This is a genomic window from Bacillus sp. M5A3_1b (genome assembly GCF_053345335.1).
Genome location: NZ_JBKEZY010000003.1, coordinates 163,105 through 181,711, shown reverse-complemented (window position 1 = coordinate 181,711; position 18,607 = coordinate 163,105). Strand labels below are relative to the sequence as shown.

18 protein-coding genes, 1 riboswitch and 1 other annotated feature are annotated in these 18,607 nt (G+C 35.6%); of the genes, 13 read left to right on the top strand and 5 right to left on the bottom strand.

All coding sequences use genetic code 11. The annotated features are described in order from the left end of the window. Positions 1–329 precede the first annotated feature (329 nt). The 5 genes from speG to ACLBWW_RS10610 all read left to right on the top strand — a co-directional run bounded on the left by speG (position 330) and on the right by ACLBWW_RS10610 (position 4,761). A complete protein-coding gene (gene speG / locus ACLBWW_RS10630; RefSeq protein WP_000076820.1) occupies positions 330–845 on the top strand; it encodes a spermidine N1-acetyltransferase in 516 nt (171 codons plus the stop codon). A 436-nt stretch (positions 846–1,281) separates the two neighbouring features. Continuing rightward, positions 1,282–2,829 (top strand): ABC-F family ATP-binding cassette domain-containing protein, encoded by a 1,548-nt coding sequence (locus tag ACLBWW_RS10625; RefSeq protein WP_447614025.1) that lies wholly within the window; start codon positions 1,282–1,284, stop codon positions 2,827–2,829. A 5-nt stretch (positions 2,830–2,834) separates the two neighbouring features. Next, entirely contained in the window at positions 2,835–4,028 is a 1,194-nt protein-coding gene (locus tag ACLBWW_RS10620; RefSeq protein WP_048542440.1) for an MFS transporter, read from the top strand. 159 nt (positions 4,029–4,187) lie between these two features. After that, positions 4,188–4,421: a DUF3955 domain-containing protein gene (locus ACLBWW_RS10615; RefSeq protein WP_088110450.1), complete on the top strand. Its 234-nt coding sequence runs from the start codon at positions 4,188–4,190 to the stop codon at positions 4,419–4,421. A gap of 100 nt (positions 4,422–4,521) precedes the next feature. Then, positions 4,522–4,761, top strand: coding sequence for a DUF3947 family protein (locus ACLBWW_RS10610; protein ID WP_000980964.1), 240 nt, complete (start codon positions 4,522–4,524; stop codon positions 4,759–4,761). Positions 4,762–4,794: 33 nt separating this feature from the next. Here the strand turns inward: ACLBWW_RS10610 and crcB (ACLBWW_RS10605) are convergent, their stop codons facing one another. Beyond that, positions 4,795–5,151 (bottom strand): fluoride efflux transporter CrcB, encoded by a 357-nt coding sequence (gene crcB, locus ACLBWW_RS10605; protein ID WP_098068782.1) that lies wholly within the window; start codon positions 5,149–5,151, stop codon positions 4,795–4,797. Further along, entirely contained in the window at positions 5,148–5,552 is a 405-nt protein-coding gene (crcB, locus tag ACLBWW_RS10600) for a fluoride efflux transporter CrcB (RefSeq protein WP_048542863.1), read from the bottom strand. Before crcB (ACLBWW_RS10600) ends, crcB (ACLBWW_RS10605) begins: the two co-directional genes overlap by 4 nt. Positions 5,553–5,606: 54 nt before the next feature. Beyond that, positions 5,607–5,666: riboswitch (Fluoride riboswitch) on the bottom strand. Between the two features lie 220 nt (positions 5,667–5,886). Between crcB (ACLBWW_RS10600) and ACLBWW_RS10595 the strand changes: the two genes are divergently transcribed. The 5 genes from ACLBWW_RS10595 (at position 5,887) to tyrS (ending at position 12,008) form a co-directional block, all read left to right on the top strand. Beyond that, complete coding sequence (locus ACLBWW_RS10595; protein ID WP_447614024.1) at positions 5,887–6,945, top strand: endonuclease/exonuclease/phosphatase family protein; 1,059 nt, start codon at positions 5,887–5,889, stop codon at positions 6,943–6,945. Positions 6,946–6,979: 34 nt separating this feature from the next. Beyond that, complete coding sequence (locus tag ACLBWW_RS10590) at positions 6,980–8,461, top strand: DUF4077 domain-containing protein (RefSeq protein WP_447614023.1); 1,482 nt, start codon at positions 6,980–6,982, stop codon at positions 8,459–8,461. A 211-nt stretch (positions 8,462–8,672) separates the two neighbouring features. Next, positions 8,673–9,068 (top strand): SET domain-containing protein, encoded by a 396-nt coding sequence (locus ACLBWW_RS10585; protein WP_000573650.1) that lies wholly within the window; start codon positions 8,673–8,675, stop codon positions 9,066–9,068. 388 nt (positions 9,069–9,456) lie between these two features. Beyond that, positions 9,457–10,371, top strand: a complete 915-nt coding sequence (murB, locus tag ACLBWW_RS10580) for a UDP-N-acetylmuramate dehydrogenase (RefSeq protein WP_048542427.1) — start codon at positions 9,457–9,459, stop codon at positions 10,369–10,371. 108 nt (positions 10,372–10,479) lie between these two features. Next, positions 10,480–10,695: a binding site (T-box leader), on the top strand. Between the two features lie 50 nt (positions 10,696–10,745). Then, entirely contained in the window at positions 10,746–12,008 is a 1,263-nt protein-coding gene (gene tyrS, locus ACLBWW_RS10575) for a tyrosine--tRNA ligase (RefSeq protein WP_098801803.1), read from the top strand. 339 nt (positions 12,009–12,347) lie between these two features. Here tyrS and ACLBWW_RS10570 read toward each other — a convergent pair whose 3' ends face one another. From ACLBWW_RS10570 to ACLBWW_RS10560, 3 genes are all read right to left on the bottom strand, one after another. After that, positions 12,348–13,526 carry an NAD(P)/FAD-dependent oxidoreductase gene (locus ACLBWW_RS10570; RefSeq protein WP_000043194.1) on the bottom strand — a complete coding sequence of 393 codons (1,179 nt, stop codon included), beginning with the start codon at positions 13,524–13,526 and terminating at the stop codon, positions 12,348–12,350. A 44-nt stretch (positions 13,527–13,570) separates the two neighbouring features. Then, positions 13,571–14,011, bottom strand: a complete 441-nt coding sequence (locus tag ACLBWW_RS10565; RefSeq protein WP_001115312.1) for a DUF1641 domain-containing protein — start codon at positions 14,009–14,011, stop codon at positions 13,571–13,573. 430 nt (positions 14,012–14,441) lie between these two features. Next, positions 14,442–14,789: a winged helix-turn-helix transcriptional regulator gene (locus ACLBWW_RS10560; protein WP_000760478.1), complete on the bottom strand. Its 348-nt coding sequence runs from the start codon at positions 14,787–14,789 to the stop codon at positions 14,442–14,444. A 395-nt stretch (positions 14,790–15,184) separates the two neighbouring features. Between ACLBWW_RS10560 and ACLBWW_RS10555 the strand changes: the two genes are divergently transcribed. The 3 genes from ACLBWW_RS10555 (at position 15,185) to ACLBWW_RS10545 (ending at position 18,257) form a co-directional block, all read left to right on the top strand. After that, positions 15,185–16,348, top strand: coding sequence for an MFS transporter (locus ACLBWW_RS10555; protein ID WP_165775570.1), 1,164 nt, complete (start codon positions 15,185–15,187; stop codon positions 16,346–16,348). A 15-nt stretch (positions 16,349–16,363) separates the two neighbouring features. Next, entirely contained in the window at positions 16,364–17,203 is an 840-nt protein-coding gene (locus ACLBWW_RS10550) for an aldo/keto reductase (protein WP_048542421.1), read from the top strand. 124 nt (positions 17,204–17,327) lie between these two features. Then, positions 17,328–18,257 (top strand): thioester domain-containing protein, encoded by a 930-nt coding sequence (locus tag ACLBWW_RS10545; protein WP_048542419.1) that lies wholly within the window; start codon positions 17,328–17,330, stop codon positions 18,255–18,257. Positions 18,258–18,607 lie beyond the last annotated feature (350 nt).

Here is an 18,607-nt window from a genome sequence, read left to right as displayed (position 1 = left end):
TTCGTTAATAAGTTGTAAATTTCGACATGAAATTTTTATATTATTTTATGATGTTTTTGTAACGAAAAAATCTAAAAAGGAGTGATGTGATTCATGTTTAACAAATTTTTGGGGAATTCAAGAGCAAAAAAGATTTGTGGAATTGGGGCATTAGCAACTTTAATAGGTTTTTCGTCGTTAGGGTCAGTTAGTGCAGGCGTAGCTTGCACTAACTTTTTATGTCTTGACCTTCAAGTTACTTGAAAGTTTACAATGTAAATAGGGCGTTTGAAATTGAAAAAAATTGAGAAATTAAGTGAAGAAGTTTCTTTTACTTGGAGGTTATAACAATGAGTCAGGAATTGAAGTTACGTCCTTTAGAACGGGAAGATTTAAAGTTTGTACACGAACTTAATAATAATGCCCATATTATGTCGTATTGGTTTGAAGAGCCGTATGAGGCATTTGTGGAGCTGCAGGATTTATACGATAAACATATACATGATCAAAGTGAACGCCGATTTATCGTTGAGAAAGATAATGAGATGGTTGGATTGGTCGAGTTAGTGGAAATCGATTATATTCACCGAAGAACTGAATTCCAAATTATTATTGATCCTAATTATCAAGGGCATGGCTACGCAGCAGAAGCGACGCGTTTAGCGATGGATTACGCTTTTTCTGTATTAAATATGCATAAGATTTATTTAGTTGTGGATAAAGAAAATGAGAAAGCAGTCCATGTGTATAAAAAGGTTGGATTTATAGTGGAAGGCGAGCTTTTAGACGAGTTTTTCGTTGATGGTAACTATCATAATGCGATAAGAATGTGTATGTTCCAGAAGGAATATTTTAAAAATAAGTAGTTGAATGATTTGGAGGTAATGTTGACGCTTCGTAAAACTGTATGCTAAAATCCCTTTTAAGTATTAAGGAAGGTGCAGAACATGCTTTATATAAAATTTGTAAAACTCATTAGAAAACTTTGCTCCGCACAAATGTATACGGTGAAGCGTTGTACGGAGCTTAATCAAGGGGCATAAATCCCTATATTCATCGACTGAATAACTTTTCTAAAAAAGTATAGTTTCTCTATGCTTATTTGGTTATGGTTTTTCAGTTGATGTATAAAATAGATTAAGGGGCCATAGACAATGCTTTGTCTATGGCCCTTTGTGTATATTATTCCAATGAGCTTTTACTGTAAATTGGAGTAGTATGGGAAAAACCACGAAGCAGAGGGCTAGTGTCGAATGACGCTATCTCTCTGCTTTTTTTAATTTCAGGAAAAGAGGAATAAAAATGAGTTTACTTAAAGTTGAACGTTTATCACATAGTTCTATAGATAAAGTATTATACGAAAATGCTTCTTTTGATTTGTATAAAGGGGAACATATGGGGATTGTTGGACAGAATGGTGCAGGGAAAAGCACATTAATGAAAATATTGGTGGGGGAAATTATTTCTGATAAGGGGAGCATTAAGTGGCAACCTAATATTCAAATTGGACATCTTGATCAATATGCGGAAATTGATGGGAGCTATACCATTTCACAGTATGTAAAGCGAGCCTTTTATGATTTGTTTGAAATGGAAAAGAGAATGAATAAGTTATATGAAGAAAGTGCGATGACTGGAGATGAGAATCAACTATTGAAAGCAGCTGAAATACAAGAACAGCTTGAGGCTCGTGATTTTTATTCAGTAGACAGCGTAATAAATAAGGTGGCAGCCGGTTTAGGTATTGATGCGATTGGGATGGATCGTGTTATTGATGAATTAAGCGGAGGACAAAGGGCAAAGGTAATTTTAGCAAAGCTTTTATTAGAAGAGCCTACTATTTTATTACTAGATGAACCGACAAACTTTCTTGATAAAGAGCATGTTGAATGGCTTGCTAATTATTTAGTGAATTTTGAAGGGGCATTTATTGTCGTGTCACATGATTATGAATTTCTAGAAAAAGTGACTTCTTGCATATGTGATATAGAGTTTGGAACGGTGAAGAAGTATTACGGCAAATACTCAGATTTTGTAAGACAAAAGGAGCATTTGCGAAAAGATTATATTCGCCAATATTATGCACAGCAAAAGAAAATTGAAAAAACGGAAGAGTATATTCGTAGAAATATTGCTGGAGTGAATTCTAAAATAGCACAAGGACGTAGAAAGCAGTTGCAACGTATGGAAAGAATTGCACCACCAAGTTTTACTCATAAACCGTTTATTCATTTTCAGGAACTTCCCATTTCAGTTCAGACGGTTCTGGAAGTAAATAACCTTGAAGTTGGTTACGATTTTGCTCTCTTACCAAAATTGAATTTTTCAGTAATGGGTGGGGAAAAACTTGTTATTACAGGGTTCAATGGGGTAGGGAAATCTACTTTATTAAAAACAATCGTTGGAAATATTGCTAGCATTTCTGGAGAATTTCACTTCTCAGAGCAAATAAAGATTGGATATTATGAGCAAGATTTAAATTGGAAGAATGATTCTTTAACGCCGCTTCACATTATTTCGGAACAGTTTCCTAAACTAAGCGTGAAGGAAATACGTCATCATTTAGCTGCGTGTGGTGTGAAGGATACTCATGTTTCCCAAGAAATACGTACGTTGAGTGGTGGTGAACAATCAAAGGTTAAATTATGCGGGTTGTTATTATCACCTTGTAATTTCTTAATTTTAGATGAACCGACAAATCATCTAGATGCGGAAGCGAAAGAAGCTTTGCGAAAGGCGTTAATACAGTTTAAGGGGAGCGTTATACTCGTATCTCATGAGGCAAGTTTTTATCTTGATTGGGCAGATAGTATTTTTAATATAGAGACAGGGTTAGTTAAGGGGGTGTGAAACATATGATTGAAAACAATTGGAAAAAGAAAATTATATTATTTTTGACCGCTCAAACGATTTCGTTATTCGGTTCATCTCTCGTACAGTACGCGATTATATGGTATATCACCTTAACGACATCGTCAGGGTTAATGTTGACCATTTCAACCGTTTGCGGTTTCTTACCACAAATTGCGATTTCTTTATTTACGGGTGTTTGGATTGATCGTTATGACCGTAAAAAGATGATTATGTTATCGGACGGGGTTATAGCAATTGCTACGTTAGTTTTAGCAGTTTTATTTTTAACAGGATATAAAAGTATTTGGTTACTTTTTATAGTACTACTCATTCGATCAGCTGGGACAGGTATACAAACGCCAGCTGTGAATGCGTTAATCCCACAAATCGTTCCGAAAGATTATCTTATGAAAGTAAATGGGATAAATAGCAGTATTACATCTTTAATTATGTTTCTTTCTCCAGCAGCAAGTGCTGCAATTCTTTCTATTGCTAGCATTGAAACGACATTTTTTATTGATGTTATTACGGCTATGATTGGGATTAGTATTATGTTTATCATTCAAGTGGAGAGACATGTGAATACAGAGAGTAAGCAAAAATCTAATCTACAAGGCATAAAAGAAGGATTTGCTTATTTAAAAGAAAATGAATTGATTAAAAGGCTACTCTTTTTATTAATTATTGTCATGATTTTAATAAGTCCAGCCGCCTTTTTAACACCTTTAATGGTAACTCGTTCTTTCGGTGCAGAAATGTGGAGACTTACTGCTAGTGAGATGACTTTTAGTGCGGGGGCGGCAGCTGGTGGCGTATTGATTGCGGCATGGGGTGGTTTCCGTAATCGTATGCATACAACAGCGCTAGCTTGTGCGTTGTATGGACTGCTTATGATTGGACTAGGGATTGCTCCGGTATTTATTGTGTATTTAGTATTTAACTTTTTAATTGGTATAACAATGCCGTGCTTCAATACACCGGTTACCGTGTTATTGCAGGAAAGAGTAGAACCTTCTATGCACGGACGAATGTTTAGTCTTGTACAAATCGCTAATTCATGCGCGTTTCCTTTAGGAATGATAATATTTGGTCCATTGGCTGATATGTTTAGTGTAGAAATTTTGTTAATTTATGCTGGGATATTCGTGCTATTGTGTGCGATTTATGTTGTAGTAAGCAAGGGGTTTGAAGTGTAAATATTTATGTTTGAAAAGGTTTGTGAGGCAATTTAAGGTGCTTCATAAACCTTTTTCTATTTACAATAATCAATAATTATTTATTGCAAAACAATAAATAATTATTGACGAATGATTTTGTTTTAGGTAATATGATGTTAATAATCTAAGGGTAATTATATGAATAGAGGAGAATGTGAAATGATAAATAAATACGTAGTAGCTATTTCTTTCATGATTTTAGCGATCATTTCTATGGCTATACATGCTTCAAACAGTAAAGTGGGAGCGAATGGATTCCTTGAAGAACCTTTCTTTTTCTTAGTACCGATAAGTTATGTATTGTTCTTGAGTGGTATTGGTGTATTACTATTTGGATTTATTACTTCAAAGCTGAAAAAAAGTAATAGATAAAATGAAGTTTAAGTAGTGAGGGATTCATTAATCGGGACAAAACACTCACCATGAAATAGAAACATACTATATGGAAGAAAAATAATAAGTGAGCTGAATCATGATGAATCATTATTTTTATAGTGGTAGACAAGTGGGAGCAGCTATTACACTGGCAGGCGCACAGGGGACAATTCATGCTGTGAATCAAGCGATTCAAATGCAGCAGCAAGCATATTTTGCACAAATGATGCAAGGGCAGTATATGTCGTACTCACAGCCTCCGATGCAAATTGTACATTACGATGTGCATCCAGCGGGTTTATTTTCCATTCCATATGGCGGGACATACTTCTTATGAAAGAAAGCGACTGATAAGAGTCGCTTTCTTTTTTTATATTCCGCCTAGTTTCATTCCAAGAAATGCAAAAAGGATACCGATTATATAAGTTGCGCTTACATATAGAAATAGTATGCCAAAGTTTTTAAGATTGAAGAGCTGAATGGACTCTAGTTTAAATGTTGAAAACGTCGTAAAGGCACCCATAAATCCAGTACCTAATAATAATTGCCAACTTGTAGAGATCCCGTTGCCAATTATATATCCGAGTAAAAACGCGCCTGTTATATTAATGAGAAATGTAGCAATTGGAAAGGAAGTTTTATTTCTTTTTTTAAACCAATTACTAATTGCAAATCGTGTAATAGCACCGAAAAATCCACCTGTTGCCACTAATAAAGCTTCTATCATAAGTGATCACCTTCCGTAAGATGTTTCTTAATTAAGAAATCACCTAGTGTATAGCCAAGACCAGACATAATGAGACCACCAAGTATGCTGCATGATACATATAAGAAAGCCGTACCCCATTCAGAAAGATGGATTAGTTGCACAGTTTCTACACTAAATGTTGAAAACGTCGTAAAGGAACCGATGAATCCAGTCCCAATGCCTGTGATAATTTCTGAAGGCAAGATGTTTCTCCGAGCGATATAGGTAGTCAGCCACGCTAATAAGAAGCAGCCGAGTAAGTTGATGAGCAATGTAGCTAGCGGAAATGAATGATTCCATGAATTATGAATAGTAAGACCTAAATAATAGCGAGAAAGGGCTCCTAATATACCGGCTATGCCAACGATAATATAAATCAATTTCTTCACCTCTTTAAATATCTTGCTCAAAAAAATAGACTCCTACCAGTAGTTATACTGGTAGGAGTCATTAGCTAAGCAGCAGTTATGGCGAACTCCATCGCCTATGATTATTACATATAGTGTACTAAAAATTTCATAGAATTTCCAGTGAAGAAGTGGAGCTTTTTTGTATGTATGTGATGGTTTAAGATAGAGAATTTATACTTATAAACTAAATATAGTGATATAAGGTTTTCGATATGATAAAATGTTTCGTATGTCTGTCATTCGTTTTAGTTAACTGAAAATAAAGAAAAGTAAAATTGGTAGTTTTAGAAAAGGAGTCGTTCGTTTGAAAAAATTATTAAAAATAGTACTTATATGTATTTTAGTAGGGGTGGGAGTTGTAGGTGGTTTTTTAGCGTATATGACACTTACAAAAGAACAGCCGGCTAATGTTATAAGTTTGAAGGTGGAAAATAAAAAAGAACGCGTGTTAGCGCTTGGAAATGAATTTAAAGTTACAACATTTAATATTGGATATGCTGGATTAGATAAGGATCAAGACTTCTTTATGGATGGTGGAAAAGGTTCTGGTTCAAGTAGTAAAGAGCAAACAGAAACGAATTTAAAGAAAATGCTTTCGTTTTTACAAAATGAGAATAGTGATTTTACGTTATTACAAGAAGTTGATATAAAATCAATGCGATCTTTTGATGTAAATGGGCATGAATTTTTGACAAAAGGATTACCTGATTATGCTTCGTCGTTCGGAAAGAACTATGATACAAAATGGGTCCCTGTACCAATTACAAGTCCAATGGGATATGCGGAGGCTGGATTAAGTACATTTTCTAAATATACAGTTCAAACAGCGGAGAGGTTCCAGCTTCCTGGAATGGAGCCTTGGCCAAAGCGTTTGTTTGATTTAGATCGAGCGATTGTTGAGCATAAAATACCTGTTAATAATGGGAAGTTTGTGAGACTCGTAAATTTACATTTGTCTGCGTATGATGAAGGCGGGAAAATTAGAAAACAGCAAGTAGAGTTTTTAAAAGAATATATGAACAAGCATTATGAAAATGGTGATTACGTAATAATGGGCGGAGATTGGAATCAATTACTTTCGGACGCTCAGTTAAGTGATCCGAAGTTTGTGAAAGAGCGTCCTGAGTGGTTAGTAGAGTTACCAAAGGACTTTACTGATGGTGGCTTTAAGTGGGCTGTAGACCCGTCTGTTATGACTGTGAGAGATGATGTGAAGAAGTATGTGGAAGGTGAAAACTTTGTCACAATTATTGATGGTTTTATCGTTTCACCGAATGTGGAAATTGTAAATGTACAAGGGAAAGATTTAAAGTTTGAAAATAGCGATCATAACCCAGTAAGTGCGGTATTTAAGCTGAAGTAATCGATATGTATAAGTAGAAGGTGGGGCTTCATATATGGAGTGGTTAAAGAGAACTTGTTTTTCTAACCTGGAGAAAGAATCACAGAAAAATCATTTATTGCTGTTCATTACGATTTGTAGTTTCTTTCTTGGAATAATCGCGATTGGGTATTACGGATATATTTTTACAGAGAGAGCAATAGCGTTTTGGGTTTGTGGTATTTCAGTTGTTGTATTTGGAACGCTGTTTACTTTTATAGAAAGCATGGAAGCGATGTATAAATATATCATGACATTTATGTTGCTTATTATGTCTTTCATTATGGTACAAGCTTTTAATGAAAGTCCGGCTGTATTTCAAATGGTCTACTTTACATTAGCAGTTTCACTTATTTATTTAAGTGAACGTCTCGTTATCATTCTCGGCGGAGTGGCGGTTATTATCACATTTATTCTTTGTAGTTATTGGCCGGAGCAATTTTTTGCTTATACAGCGGCATCTGAAGCTGCAAACTTCGCAAGCTTGTTAGCAATCGTAACGAAGATTGGCTCTAATTTGTTAGCTCGTTTAAGTGATGAGAAGCAAGAAGTAACGAGGAAAGCTCAGGAGCTAGAAGAAACGCAAAGACTGATTGAGGAAACGGTTGTGAAACTAGATAGTAATTTCAATCACTTAAGACAAAATATGAATACATCGATGGAGTCGATGAGTGAAATTAATTTTGCTTTTGAAGAGGTGGCAGTTGGCACTCAATCACAATCAGAGATGATGTCACGTTCAGTAGAAGTATTGAACGATATGGAAGGGAATATTGAACAAATCATTTCGCAAGTAAGAAATGCATCGACTCGTGTTGATGAAAGTTTAGAGATTTCAAAGGGTAGTGTACATACTTTACGAAATTTTGAAGCGAATATGAGAAGTTTAAATGATGTTGTTTCACAATCAGGAATTATATTTAGAGATTTAATGATGCAGTCGAAGCAAATCAACGAAATTGTAGATGTAATAACGAATATCTCAAGTCAGACGAGTTTGCTAGCTTTAAATGCAAATATTGAAGCGGCAAGAGCAGGCGAGCATGGAAAAGGATTTGCTATTGTAGCGAATGAAGTATTAAAGCTTGCCGAAGAATCGAATCGCTCTGCGGGGAGAATTCAAGGTATTTTGAAGGAGTTTAGTAATCAGGCAAGTAAAGTGGAAGTACAGGTAGAAAAATCAGAAAAAGTACAAGAAGAATGTAATGAAATGCTAGCAAGTGTTTTAACAAATGTAACGGATTTAGGAAAGTTTATTGATGCAATTAATGATGTAATGAGAGAGATTGTTGGTCATCAAGAAAACTTGCAGGTTAAAACGACAAATATCGTAAAGGATGTTACACATGCTTCTAATGTAATTCAGCAAACTTCTGCGGCTACGGAAGAAGTGTTAGCAAGTGTGGAAGAAGAAAAACATCGAAATGATATATCGGTGAAGACGTTGCATACTGTTAGCGAGCAAGTGAAGTTGCTAGAAAATATTTTAGAAAAGTAATATCTCTTAAAAAGGGCACACAATGTGTGCTCTTTTTTCATTTAAATGAATACTTGATAGTAATTTAATTGCTTTTCTGCGCGTTTTCTGCCAAGCTTAAGGAGATAAACTGAGACTTTAATTAGTGGGGCTATACGCTACTGATTATTAGTTGAACCCCGCAAATAGCGGAATAAAATACTTCAAAGAAAGAATTATATAGGTGACGCATATGATCGAAGTTAAGACTTCTGAACTTAGTGATGGAGAATTTAATAGAGGGGTATTTGCAACTCGTGATATTAAAAAGGGTGAGTTGATTCACTCAGCACCAGTTATCTCTTATCCGAATGAACAGCATGAACACATTGAGAAAACGTTACTTGCTGACTACGCATTTGAGTATGGGGTAAATCATACAGCATTCCTTTTAGGATACGGCATGTTATTTAATCATGCATATAATCCGAATGCAACGTATGATATTGTCTTTGAGAATCACACGTTTAACTTCTTTGCTTACAAAGATATAAAAGCGGGAGAAGAGATTTTAATCAATTATAATGGTGAAGTTGATGACGATGAGCTATTATGGTTTGATAAGGAAAAAGAAGAGAACGAAAAGTAAATTATAATAAGTAATAAAAAAGATGCTTTTACATAGGTAAAAGCATTTTTTTTATTGATGAAAATAAAGTAAAGATTACAAAAAATACCACTTTATTTTCGTATGGTATAGTAAGATACTGAAGGATAGTGTTTTGAAAAAAGTAATATATTTTACAAATTGTTGTCTTTCTGATGACATGTCAAGTTTAGTAGCCCATTTGGGTTGCTTTATTATGCAATATATATTTTAATATGAGTGGCACCTCTTATAAATTAAGAGGTTTATAGGTGTCTCGAATTGATTTTGGGTACACTGTATCCACCACTTTAGGTTCGTTCATGTATGTGGGGATATTATGGGCCCGTATAACGGGATAAAAAGAATATAGAAATAGAGGAATCGTAAAATGAATATGCAAGAGGTTTATAAATATTTAAGTACGGTATTGCCTGAAGGTCATGTGAAACAAGATGAAATGCTAAAGAATCATACGCATATTAAAGTTGGTGGAAAAGCAGATGTGTTCGTTGCGCCGACAAATTATGATGAAATTCAAGAAGTTATCAAATATGCTAACGAATATAATATTCCAGTTACGTTTTTAGGAAATGGATCGAATGTCATTATTAAAGATGGTGGAATTCGTGGGATTACCGTAAGTTTAATTCACATTACAGATGTGACTGTAACAGGAACGACGATTGTGGCACAGTGTGGTGCAGCAATTATTGATGTATCACGTATTGCATTAGATCATAATTTAACGGGTCTTGAGTTTGCTTGTGGCATTCCAGGTTCAGTTGGCGGAGCTTTATATATGAATGCTGGCGCATACGGCGGTGAAGTATCGTTTGTATTAACAGAAGCTGTCGTAATGACAGGTGATGGAGAGTTACGTACTTTAACGAAAGAAGCATTTGAATTTGGATATCGTAAGAGTGTATTTGCAAACAACCATTACATTATTCTTGAAGCGAGATTTGAGCTTCAAGAAGGTGTGCGTGAAGAAATTAAAGAAAAAATGGATGATTTAACGTTTAAACGTGAATCAAAACAACCTCTAGAATATCCTTCATGTGGTAGTGTATTTAAGCGTCCACCAAATAACTTTGCTGGTAAATTGATTCAAGAATCAGGACTACAAGGTAAGCGAATTGGCGGAGTGGAAGTTTCTTTAAAACACGCTGGATTTATGGTGAATGTTGATAACGGAACAGCACAAGATTACATCGATTTAATTCACTTTGTACAAAAGACTGTTGAAGAGAAATTTGGCGTGAAGTTAGAGCGAGAAGTAAGGATTATTGGAGAAGATCTATAATAATCTTTGAATTAAAAGCGTATAAAAATATGAATTATTTTAAAATAACATTTGGGTATTGTTGACAATTTGTTTTCAATTCAATATAATGGCTAATAATTTAACAAATAACATACGTTGAAAGAGCCCAGTAGCAGTTTGTCACTGTTAACGAGAGAGCTAGGGGTTGCTGGAACCTAGCACAAACAAACTTGCGAATTACACTCTGGAGTATCTTAGGTAATGCTAAGCGGATTGGCAATCGATATTATTGCTAAGAGTGGTATGAGTAGCTATGCTATTTATACAAACTGGGTGGTAACACGGTGAATAATCGTCCCTATGTCATAGACATAGGGACTTTTTGTTTTAAAAAATAAAGGGGATGACAAAAGATGAATATTATTGATGAATTAGAATGGCGCGGCGCTGTGAATCAACAGACTGATGAAGAAGGTTTACGTAAGCTAGTAGAAGAGAAAAAGATTTCACTATACTGCGGAGTTGATCCGACTGGTGATAGTATGCATATTGGACATTTAATTCCGTTTATGATGATGAAGAGATTCCAGTTAGCTGGCCATCATCCAGTTATTTTAATTGGTGGGGCAACAGGAACGATTGGTGATCCGAGCGGACGTCAATCAGAACGTCAACTTCAAACGTTAGAAGTAGTTCAGCATAATGTGGATGCGTTAACAGAGCAAATGAAAAAGCTATTTGATTTTGGCGGAAATAGCGAAGTGAAGATGGTAAATAACTACGACTGGACACATAAAATAAACATTATTGAGTTTTTACGTGATTACGGAAAGAACTTTAGCATTAATAGCATGTTGGCGAAGGATATTGTAGCAAGTCGTTTAGATACAGGAATTTCTTTCACAGAATTTACGTACCAAATTTTGCAAGCGATGGACTTCCATCATTTATACACGAAAGAAGATGTTCAACTGCAAATTGGTGGTAGTGACCAATGGGGAAATATTACGAGTGGTTTAGATTTAATTCGTAAGTTAGAAGGGCACGAAGCGAAAGTATTTGGATTAACGATTCCGTTATTACTGAAATCAGATGGTACGAAGTTCGGTAAATCAGCAGGTGGTGCAGTTTGGCTTGATCCTGAAAAAACAACACCATTTGAATTTTACCAGTTTTGGGTGAATACAGATGACCGTGATGTAGTTAAATACTTGAAATACTTTACGTTCTTAACGAAAGAGCGCATTGATGAATTGGCAACGAAGGTAGAAACAGAGCCTCATAGACGTGAAGCGCAAAAAGTATTAGCGGAAGAAATGACGAAATTCGTTCATGGAGAAGGGGCCTTCCTGCAAGCTGTGAAAATTACAGCAGCGTTATTTAGCGGGGATATTAAATCGTTAACAGCCGATGAAATTGAACAGGGCTTTAAAGAGATGCCAACATTCCAGTCTTCAAAGGAGACGAAAAATATCGTAGAATGGCTAGTCGATTTAGGAATTGAGCCATCTAGACGACAAGCACGTGAGGATATTAATAATGGAGCTATTTCGATGAATGGCGAAAAAGTAACGGATGTGGGTACAGATGTTACTGTAGAAAATTCATTTGATGGACGATTTATTATTATTCGTAAAGGGAAGAAGAACTACAGCTTAGTGAAGTTAGGAGAATAATTTGTGTGAAAGGATGGGAGTAGGAAGAATACTTCCATCTTTTCATATACACAATTTAGACATAAAATAATCAGTAAATTTAGATAATTGAAAGGGTTATAATATTCTTCTGCCGAATAAATAAGTTAGAGAAAATTACGGATAAAGTGAAACTTTAATCAGTGGGGATTTTGTTCATCCCCACTGATTATTAGTTGAACCAATCGGGCTTTTACGGGCAGTTAATCTTCCAACTTCATCCCTGCATTCACTGAATTTAAGGTGGAAGTTTTACTGCCCGTTAATGCGGGACAAAAATAGCCCGAACCATGCAGGGCATGATTCGGGCTTATATTCAGATTAGTAAGCTAAGCTGAATAGACCTTTAATGTGTGATAAGTAACGAACGTTACTTGCTTCTTTCATTAATGATGCTGGTAAGCCTTTAAGTGGAGTATTGCTTGCTCCAATTGTAGCAACAGCATCTTTACGTCCTAGACTAGCAAGTGTTCCAGAGTTTACAGGTGCGAACTCTTCGAATGCTTTGCCTTCTAGTGCTGCGTATAAGTTGTATCCAATTAACTCACCCATTTGCCAAGCGATTTGTGCAGTTGGTGGGTATGGACGTCCGTCTGGAGCGAAGACAACAGCGCTGTCTCCAGCAACGAATACGTCTTTGTGAGAAGTAGATTGTAGGTATGCATCAACTGTTGCACGGCCACGGTTTACTTCAAGACCTGATTCACCGATTAATGGGTTACCTTGTACGCCGCCTGTCCAAACGAATGTGTTAGCAACAAGTTTTTGACCGTCTTTTAAGTCGATTTCATTGCCAGCAACGTTTGTTACAGGAAGACCTGTTAAGAATGTAACACCGCGTGCTTCTAGGCTAGTAGTTGCACGTTCGATTAAGTGGTCTGGTAATACTGGAAGGATTTTTGGACCTGCTTCAACAAGAAGAAGTTTAACTTCTTTTGGATTTACGCCGTGGCTTTTTGCAAGTTTAGGCATAATGTCAGCAAGCTCACCAACTAGCTCAACGCCAGTTAATCCGCCACCACCGATTACGATTGTAGCATCAGCTTCGTTTTTCGTTTTCGCGTATTCACGAATACGGTCTTCAACGTGTTTGTAGATTTTGTTTGCATCAGCAGCAGATTTTAATACCATGCTGTTTTCTTCTAGTCCTGGAATACCGAAGTAAGCAGTTTTACTTCCTAAAGCAACTACAAGTGCGTCGTAAGATAAAGTAGTGCCACCAGCTAGTTTAATTTCTTTACTATCAACTGAGAATGACTCAACTGTTGCGATTTTAAGATCGATGTCTTTACCTTTGAAAAGCTTTGTAAGTGGCATTGCAATTGCTTGCTCAGCAACGTTACCAGCTGCAAGGCGGTGTAGTTCAGTGATGATTTGGTGTGTTGGGTATTGGTTAATCACTGTAACTTGCGCTTCTGATTTGCTGTAATATTTACGTACGTTTAAAGCGGCAAGAAGACCGCCATAACCAGCGCCTAAGATGACAATTTGTTTTGACATAGTATGATATCCCCCGTCTTTACTAATTGTTGTTATAAGTTAACTTATTTATTGTTACGTTCTGCACTAATTTGAAGATATGCGTTCACAAAGCGGAACATTTTTTGCGCTTGTGGGTCTTTTAATAATTTTAATAGACCGAACAGGCCGATAACTTCATTGCTTTCGTCAGCACGATCTTTCGCTTCGATTGCAGTAGCAGCCATGCCTTTCACTGTATCTTTTACAGGTTCTACAAGCTCTGTGATTGCACTAACAGTGTCGCTTTTTAATACTTCATCAGTAGCAACAGTTTGAGCGAAATCATAAGACTTAGTTAAAATGTTAACAAGCTCAGTTAATTTTGGAAGCTGTTCTACTAGTGTAGTTAATGATTCTTGTACCTCAGGTTTTAACAACTGATCAAGTACATCAAGTTGTCCTTGGCTAGCAGAAATTTGTACAGTTTCTTGTTCTGGCTTTGTTTGAGTCATAGTTTCTGGCATCTCCAATTCTCCTTTACGATAGCAATACTCTTATTTTTGATAGGTAAGATAGTAAACGTTTGCGAAACTTTATACAAAGTTTCACAAAGCACAATAAAATGCCTTTAAATTTATGCCAGCAAGTAAGCTGAAATCATAAATCCAAAACCATAATGTCCTACCTATTATTTATGAACTGTCCGATACATGGCTTGTCCGCATAATGGAAAGTTCCTTTATCGGAAAGTGTATATAATATATATCCTATATTATATACTATATACACCTATGTTAACATAAAAATGATTCCTAATTATTTGATATTAAGCGTATAACGTAGTACTGACAAGGCATGAAAGCGCATAAATTATTTTGATAAGGTAGGAAATGTACGTATATATAAATAAGAAAAGGAAAAAATGGACAAATTTATGTTCATTTTTTCCTTTTCTTATTGTTCACCTTCTGTAATTAGCATCGATGTGTTACCGCTTTTTTCAAGGTGGCATTCGCCCCAAGTACAAAGAGAATCAAGAATGGATTCTAAAGACCAACCGTAGTCTGTAAGAGAATATTCTACTTTCGGTGGTACTTGATTGTATACCTTTCTTTGAATAACTCCGTCTTCTTCTAATTCGCGTAATTGCTGTGTTAACATCTTTTGTGTAATACCAGGCATGAGACGTTTTAATTCACTCGTTCTCTTTGTACCTTTCGTTAAGTGGCAAAGAATAACGACTTTCCATTTTCCGCCGATAACCTCTAAAGTCGCTTCAACGGGAATATTATATTTCTTCATATAAAAAATCTCCTTTGATGAATATAGATTTCAGTTCTCCAACAAAAGAAGCTAAATAATTTAAATGTTACTAAAAAGTACCTATAGCACTTTAAAGTACGTACTTTTTATCATGTTGAATATGTTCCATAATAGCATATGTAAGAGGGAAATGAGTAGTACGGTACTAAAAAGTGCCTATGTTACTTTTTGGTACCTATCGTACTTTAAAGTGCGTTCTTCAAAAAAAGAGTGAAGCCATTCATAATAGCATATATCAGCAGTAAAGTTATGTTTGTAGAAGATAAAAAGGCCTTTTTATCATACTATTATGATTGGATTTCTCGCATTAAGGAGGAGTTCAATTGAATTCATATACAGTATCTTCTTCAGCGGTACAGACGAATCGAAGAAGTATGTTTGCTTTATTAGCACTAGCAATTAGTGCGTTTGGAATTGGTACAACCGAATTTATTAGTGTCGGTTTATTACCATCTATTTCAGAGGATTTACATGTTTCTGTTACAACAGCGGGTTTAACCGTTTCTTTATATGCATTAGGAGTAGCGTTTGGTGCCCCAGTATTAACGTCGTTAACAGCTAGTATGTCGCGAAAGACGTTATTAATGTGGATTATGATTATTTTCATTATTGGTAATGGAATTGCGGCAGTGGCAACAAGTTTTACTGTGTTACTTATCGCGAGGGTTGTATCTGCGTTTGCGCATGGTGTTTTTATGTCGATAGGATCCACAATTGCGGCTGCGCTTGTACCAGAGAATAAACGTGCAAGTGCAATTGCATTTATGTTTACTGGTTTAACTGTTGCGACCATTACAGGCGTACCAATTGGAACATTTATCGGTCAACAATTTGGCTGGAGAGCATCGTTTATGGTAATTGTGGCAATTGGAATCGTTGCCTTAATCGCTAACAGTATGCTAATTCCGTCTAACTTGAAAAAAGGTACATCCGTATCATTTCGTGATCAATTCAAACTGATTACGAATGGAAGACTATTACTTGTATTTACTATTACTGCATTAGGGTACGGGGGAACATTCGTAACATTTACGTATTTATCTCCGCTATTACAAGAAGTAACAGGATTTAAATCAAGTACCGTTACAATTATTTTGTTAGTGTACGGAATTGCAATTGCGATTGGGAATATGGTCGGCGGGAAATTATCAAATCATAATCCGATTCGAGCATTATTTTACATGTTCTTTATTCAAGCAATTGTATTATTTGTTTTAACATTTACAGCGCCATTTAAAGTCGCTGGACTCATCACAATTATTTTTATGGGACTATTTGCGTTTATGAATGTTCCAGGGCTACAAGTGTATGTCGTTATCTTGGCTGAGAGATTTGTTCCAAGTGCTGTTGATGTGGCATCAGCGATTAACATTGCAGCATTTAACGCAGGAATTGCTCTTGGTGCTTACTTGGGCGGTATTGTAACGAACTCGTTAGGGTTAATTCATACGGCCTGGGTAGGCGGCATCATGGTAGCGGGGGCTGTTATTTTAACAACGTGGAGTATGACATTAGAAAAAAGAGATCAAGTGAAATAAGGGAGAGAAAATATAATGAAAAATTTACAAAGTACAACAACATTGCATAACGGTGTAGAAATGCCTTGGTTCGGTTTAGGTGTATTTAAAGTAGAAGATGGACCAGAACTTGTAGAAGCTGTGAAATCGGCGATTAAAGCAGGATACCGCAGTATCGATACAGCTGCGATTTATGGAAATGAGAAAGCTGTAGGAGAAGGAATTCGTGCTGGTATAAAAGAAGCAGGGATTACTCGAGAAGATTTATTTATTACTTCAAAAGTGTGGAATGCAGATCAAGGGTATGAAACGACACTTGCTGCATATGAAGAGAGCTTAAAAAAATTAGAACTAGACTATTTAGATTTATACCTTGTTCACTGGCCTGTAGAAGGAAAATATAAAGATACATGGAGAGCGTTAGAAACACTTTATAAAGAAGAGCGCGTACGTGCAATTGGTGTAAGTAACTTCCAAGTTCATCACTTACAAGATGTAATGAAAGATGCGGAAATCAAGCCAATGATTAACCAAGTAGAATACCACCCTCGTTTAACACAAAAAGAATTACAAGCGTTCTGTAAAGAACAAGGTATTCAAATGGAAGCATGGTCACCACTTATGCAAGGTCAATTATTAGATAACGAAACAATACAAGAAATTGCTGATAAGTATGATAAAACGACAGCTCAAATCATTTTACGTTGGGATCTTCAAAATGAAGTTGTAACAATTCCGAAATCAACGAAAGAACACCGCATTATTGCAAATGCTCATATATTTAATTTTGAATTAACGAAAGAAGATATGGAGAAAATTGATGCGTTAAATGAAAATCATCGCGTTGGTCCAGATCCTGATAACTTTGATTTCTAAACTTATAGTGGAGAGAAGGGGTGCAAACAGTTTGCACTCTTTTTTGTTTTGCTTATGCATAAAAAAAGTTTCTAACTAAATAATAAACAGAAGAAAATTTGTTATTTCATAAGGGGTTGTAAACATGAATATAAAAAGATCGTTCAAGCTAATGGCCGCTTTTTTGAGTGTTTTATTTGTATTTGCGAACTTATTATTTCCACTTCAAAAAGCATTCGCGGAAGTTATGGATCATACAAAGTATGAAATGGATTGGAGTTATAGTAGGTCAAAGAAGAAACCAATTCGAACAGAGCTTATTAAAACAGCAGATGGAAAAATTGCCTTTTGCTTAAATGTAGATTTGAAATCTCCAAGCGGTCAAGATTTACCGGAAATGGGCAAAGTGGATATTAATGTATACCGTGTACTGTTAAATGGGTATCCGCAAAAGAGTCCACAAGAATTAGGTGTTTCTGATTGGAGAGATGCCCATTACGCAACGCAGCTTGCAGTATGGAATGCGTTAAAGCAAATTGATATTAACGATTTAGAGTTCCGTAATAAAAATGTAGAAAAAGTAACGAAAGACATCGTTGCAAAAGCGAGTGCTAGTGAAGAATTACAAGAAATTACGATGAGTGTCGTGCCGTCAGAAGAACAACAAGCAGTGTTGAAAAATGATTTCTTTGAAACAGGTTTATATACAGTAGAAACAAATGCGAAAAGCGGAACATATAAAGTGCAAGCAACAGGTGCACCAGAAGGCGCGAAATTTGTAAATGAAAAGGGCGAAGCAAAAACGGAATTTAATGTAGGAGAAAAGTTCCGCATCTTAATTCCGAAACAAACACCAGCTGGTGGGTTTAGCTTTAAAGTATTAGGGAATTTAACAAAGTTACAAGGGATTGCACATAAAGGGACACCGACTATTCAAAATGCAGTTGTATTACTTGAGCGTAGTGAAGAAAAAACAAGTCCGGAGTTATCGGTCAGTTGGAAAACAACAAATGGTCATGAGAATAATAAACCACATACTCCAAATGAACCACATAAACCGAATCAAAAGAGATAATGAAAAAGCATTGGCGTGTGCCAATGCTTTTTTATATGAATTTTAAAATTATATCAGGAAAATTATATATAGAATGAGAGCGCTGTTTATACAGTTTGAAATTTATTTTGAAATAATATAAATATGGTGAAATCCAAACGTTACAATTAGTGGATTTTATTCACAAAATTGTAACATTATTCTGATTGAAAAGGCTATCAAACAAAGTAGAAAGCGTGTAGAATTCAGTTGAAAAAACTACCTATAGATGGTCATATATGAAGAAAATGTAAGATTCTATTTGTTATTTACAACTTTAGATGTATAGATGACAATACTGAAAATATATCGTTTACTATTCTCTATTTATG

Excerpts from the sequence above, each read along its gene's own strand:
- ACLBWW_RS10555 (WP_165775570.1), top strand. The coding sequence starts at position 15,185 with ATGTTTGCTTTATTAGCACTAGCAATTAGTGCGTTTGGAATTGGTACA.
- crcB (WP_098068782.1), bottom strand. The coding sequence starts at position 5,151 with ATGATAGAAGCTTTATTAGTGGCAACAGGTGGATTTTTCGGTGCTATT.
- murB (WP_048542427.1), top strand. The coding sequence starts at position 9,457 with ATGAATATGCAAGAGGTTTATAAATATTTAAGTACGGTATTGCCTGAA.
- ACLBWW_RS10585 (WP_000573650.1), top strand. The coding sequence starts at position 8,673 with ATGATCGAAGTTAAGACTTCTGAACTTAGTGATGGAGAATTTAATAGA.
- ACLBWW_RS10570 (WP_000043194.1), bottom strand. The coding sequence starts at position 13,526 with ATGTCAAAACAAATTGTCATCTTAGGCGCTGGTTATGGCGGTCTTCTT.
- ACLBWW_RS10565 (WP_001115312.1), bottom strand. The coding sequence starts at position 14,011 with ATGCCAGAAACTATGACTCAAACAAAGCCAGAACAAGAAACTGTACAA.
- ACLBWW_RS10610 (WP_000980964.1), top strand. The coding sequence starts at position 4,522 with ATGATGAATCATTATTTTTATAGTGGTAGACAAGTGGGAGCAGCTATT.
- speG (WP_000076820.1), top strand. The coding sequence starts at position 330 with ATGAGTCAGGAATTGAAGTTACGTCCTTTAGAACGGGAAGATTTAAAG.
- ACLBWW_RS10590 (WP_447614023.1), top strand. The coding sequence starts at position 6,980 with ATGGAGTGGTTAAAGAGAACTTGTTTTTCTAACCTGGAGAAAGAATCA.
- ACLBWW_RS10560 (WP_000760478.1), bottom strand. The coding sequence starts at position 14,789 with ATGAAGAAATATAATATTCCCGTTGAAGCGACTTTAGAGGTTATCGGC.
- ACLBWW_RS10615 (WP_088110450.1), top strand. The coding sequence starts at position 4,188 with ATGAATAGAGGAGAATGTGAAATGATAAATAAATACGTAGTAGCTATT.
- ACLBWW_RS10625 (WP_447614025.1), top strand. The coding sequence starts at position 1,282 with ATGAGTTTACTTAAAGTTGAACGTTTATCACATAGTTCTATAGATAAA.
- tyrS (WP_098801803.1), top strand. The coding sequence starts at position 10,746 with ATGAATATTATTGATGAATTAGAATGGCGCGGCGCTGTGAATCAACAG.
- ACLBWW_RS10545 (WP_048542419.1), top strand. The coding sequence starts at position 17,328 with ATGAATATAAAAAGATCGTTCAAGCTAATGGCCGCTTTTTTGAGTGTT.
- ACLBWW_RS10550 (WP_048542421.1), top strand. The coding sequence starts at position 16,364 with ATGAAAAATTTACAAAGTACAACAACATTGCATAACGGTGTAGAAATG.
- ACLBWW_RS10620 (WP_048542440.1), top strand. The coding sequence starts at position 2,835 with ATGATTGAAAACAATTGGAAAAAGAAAATTATATTATTTTTGACCGCT.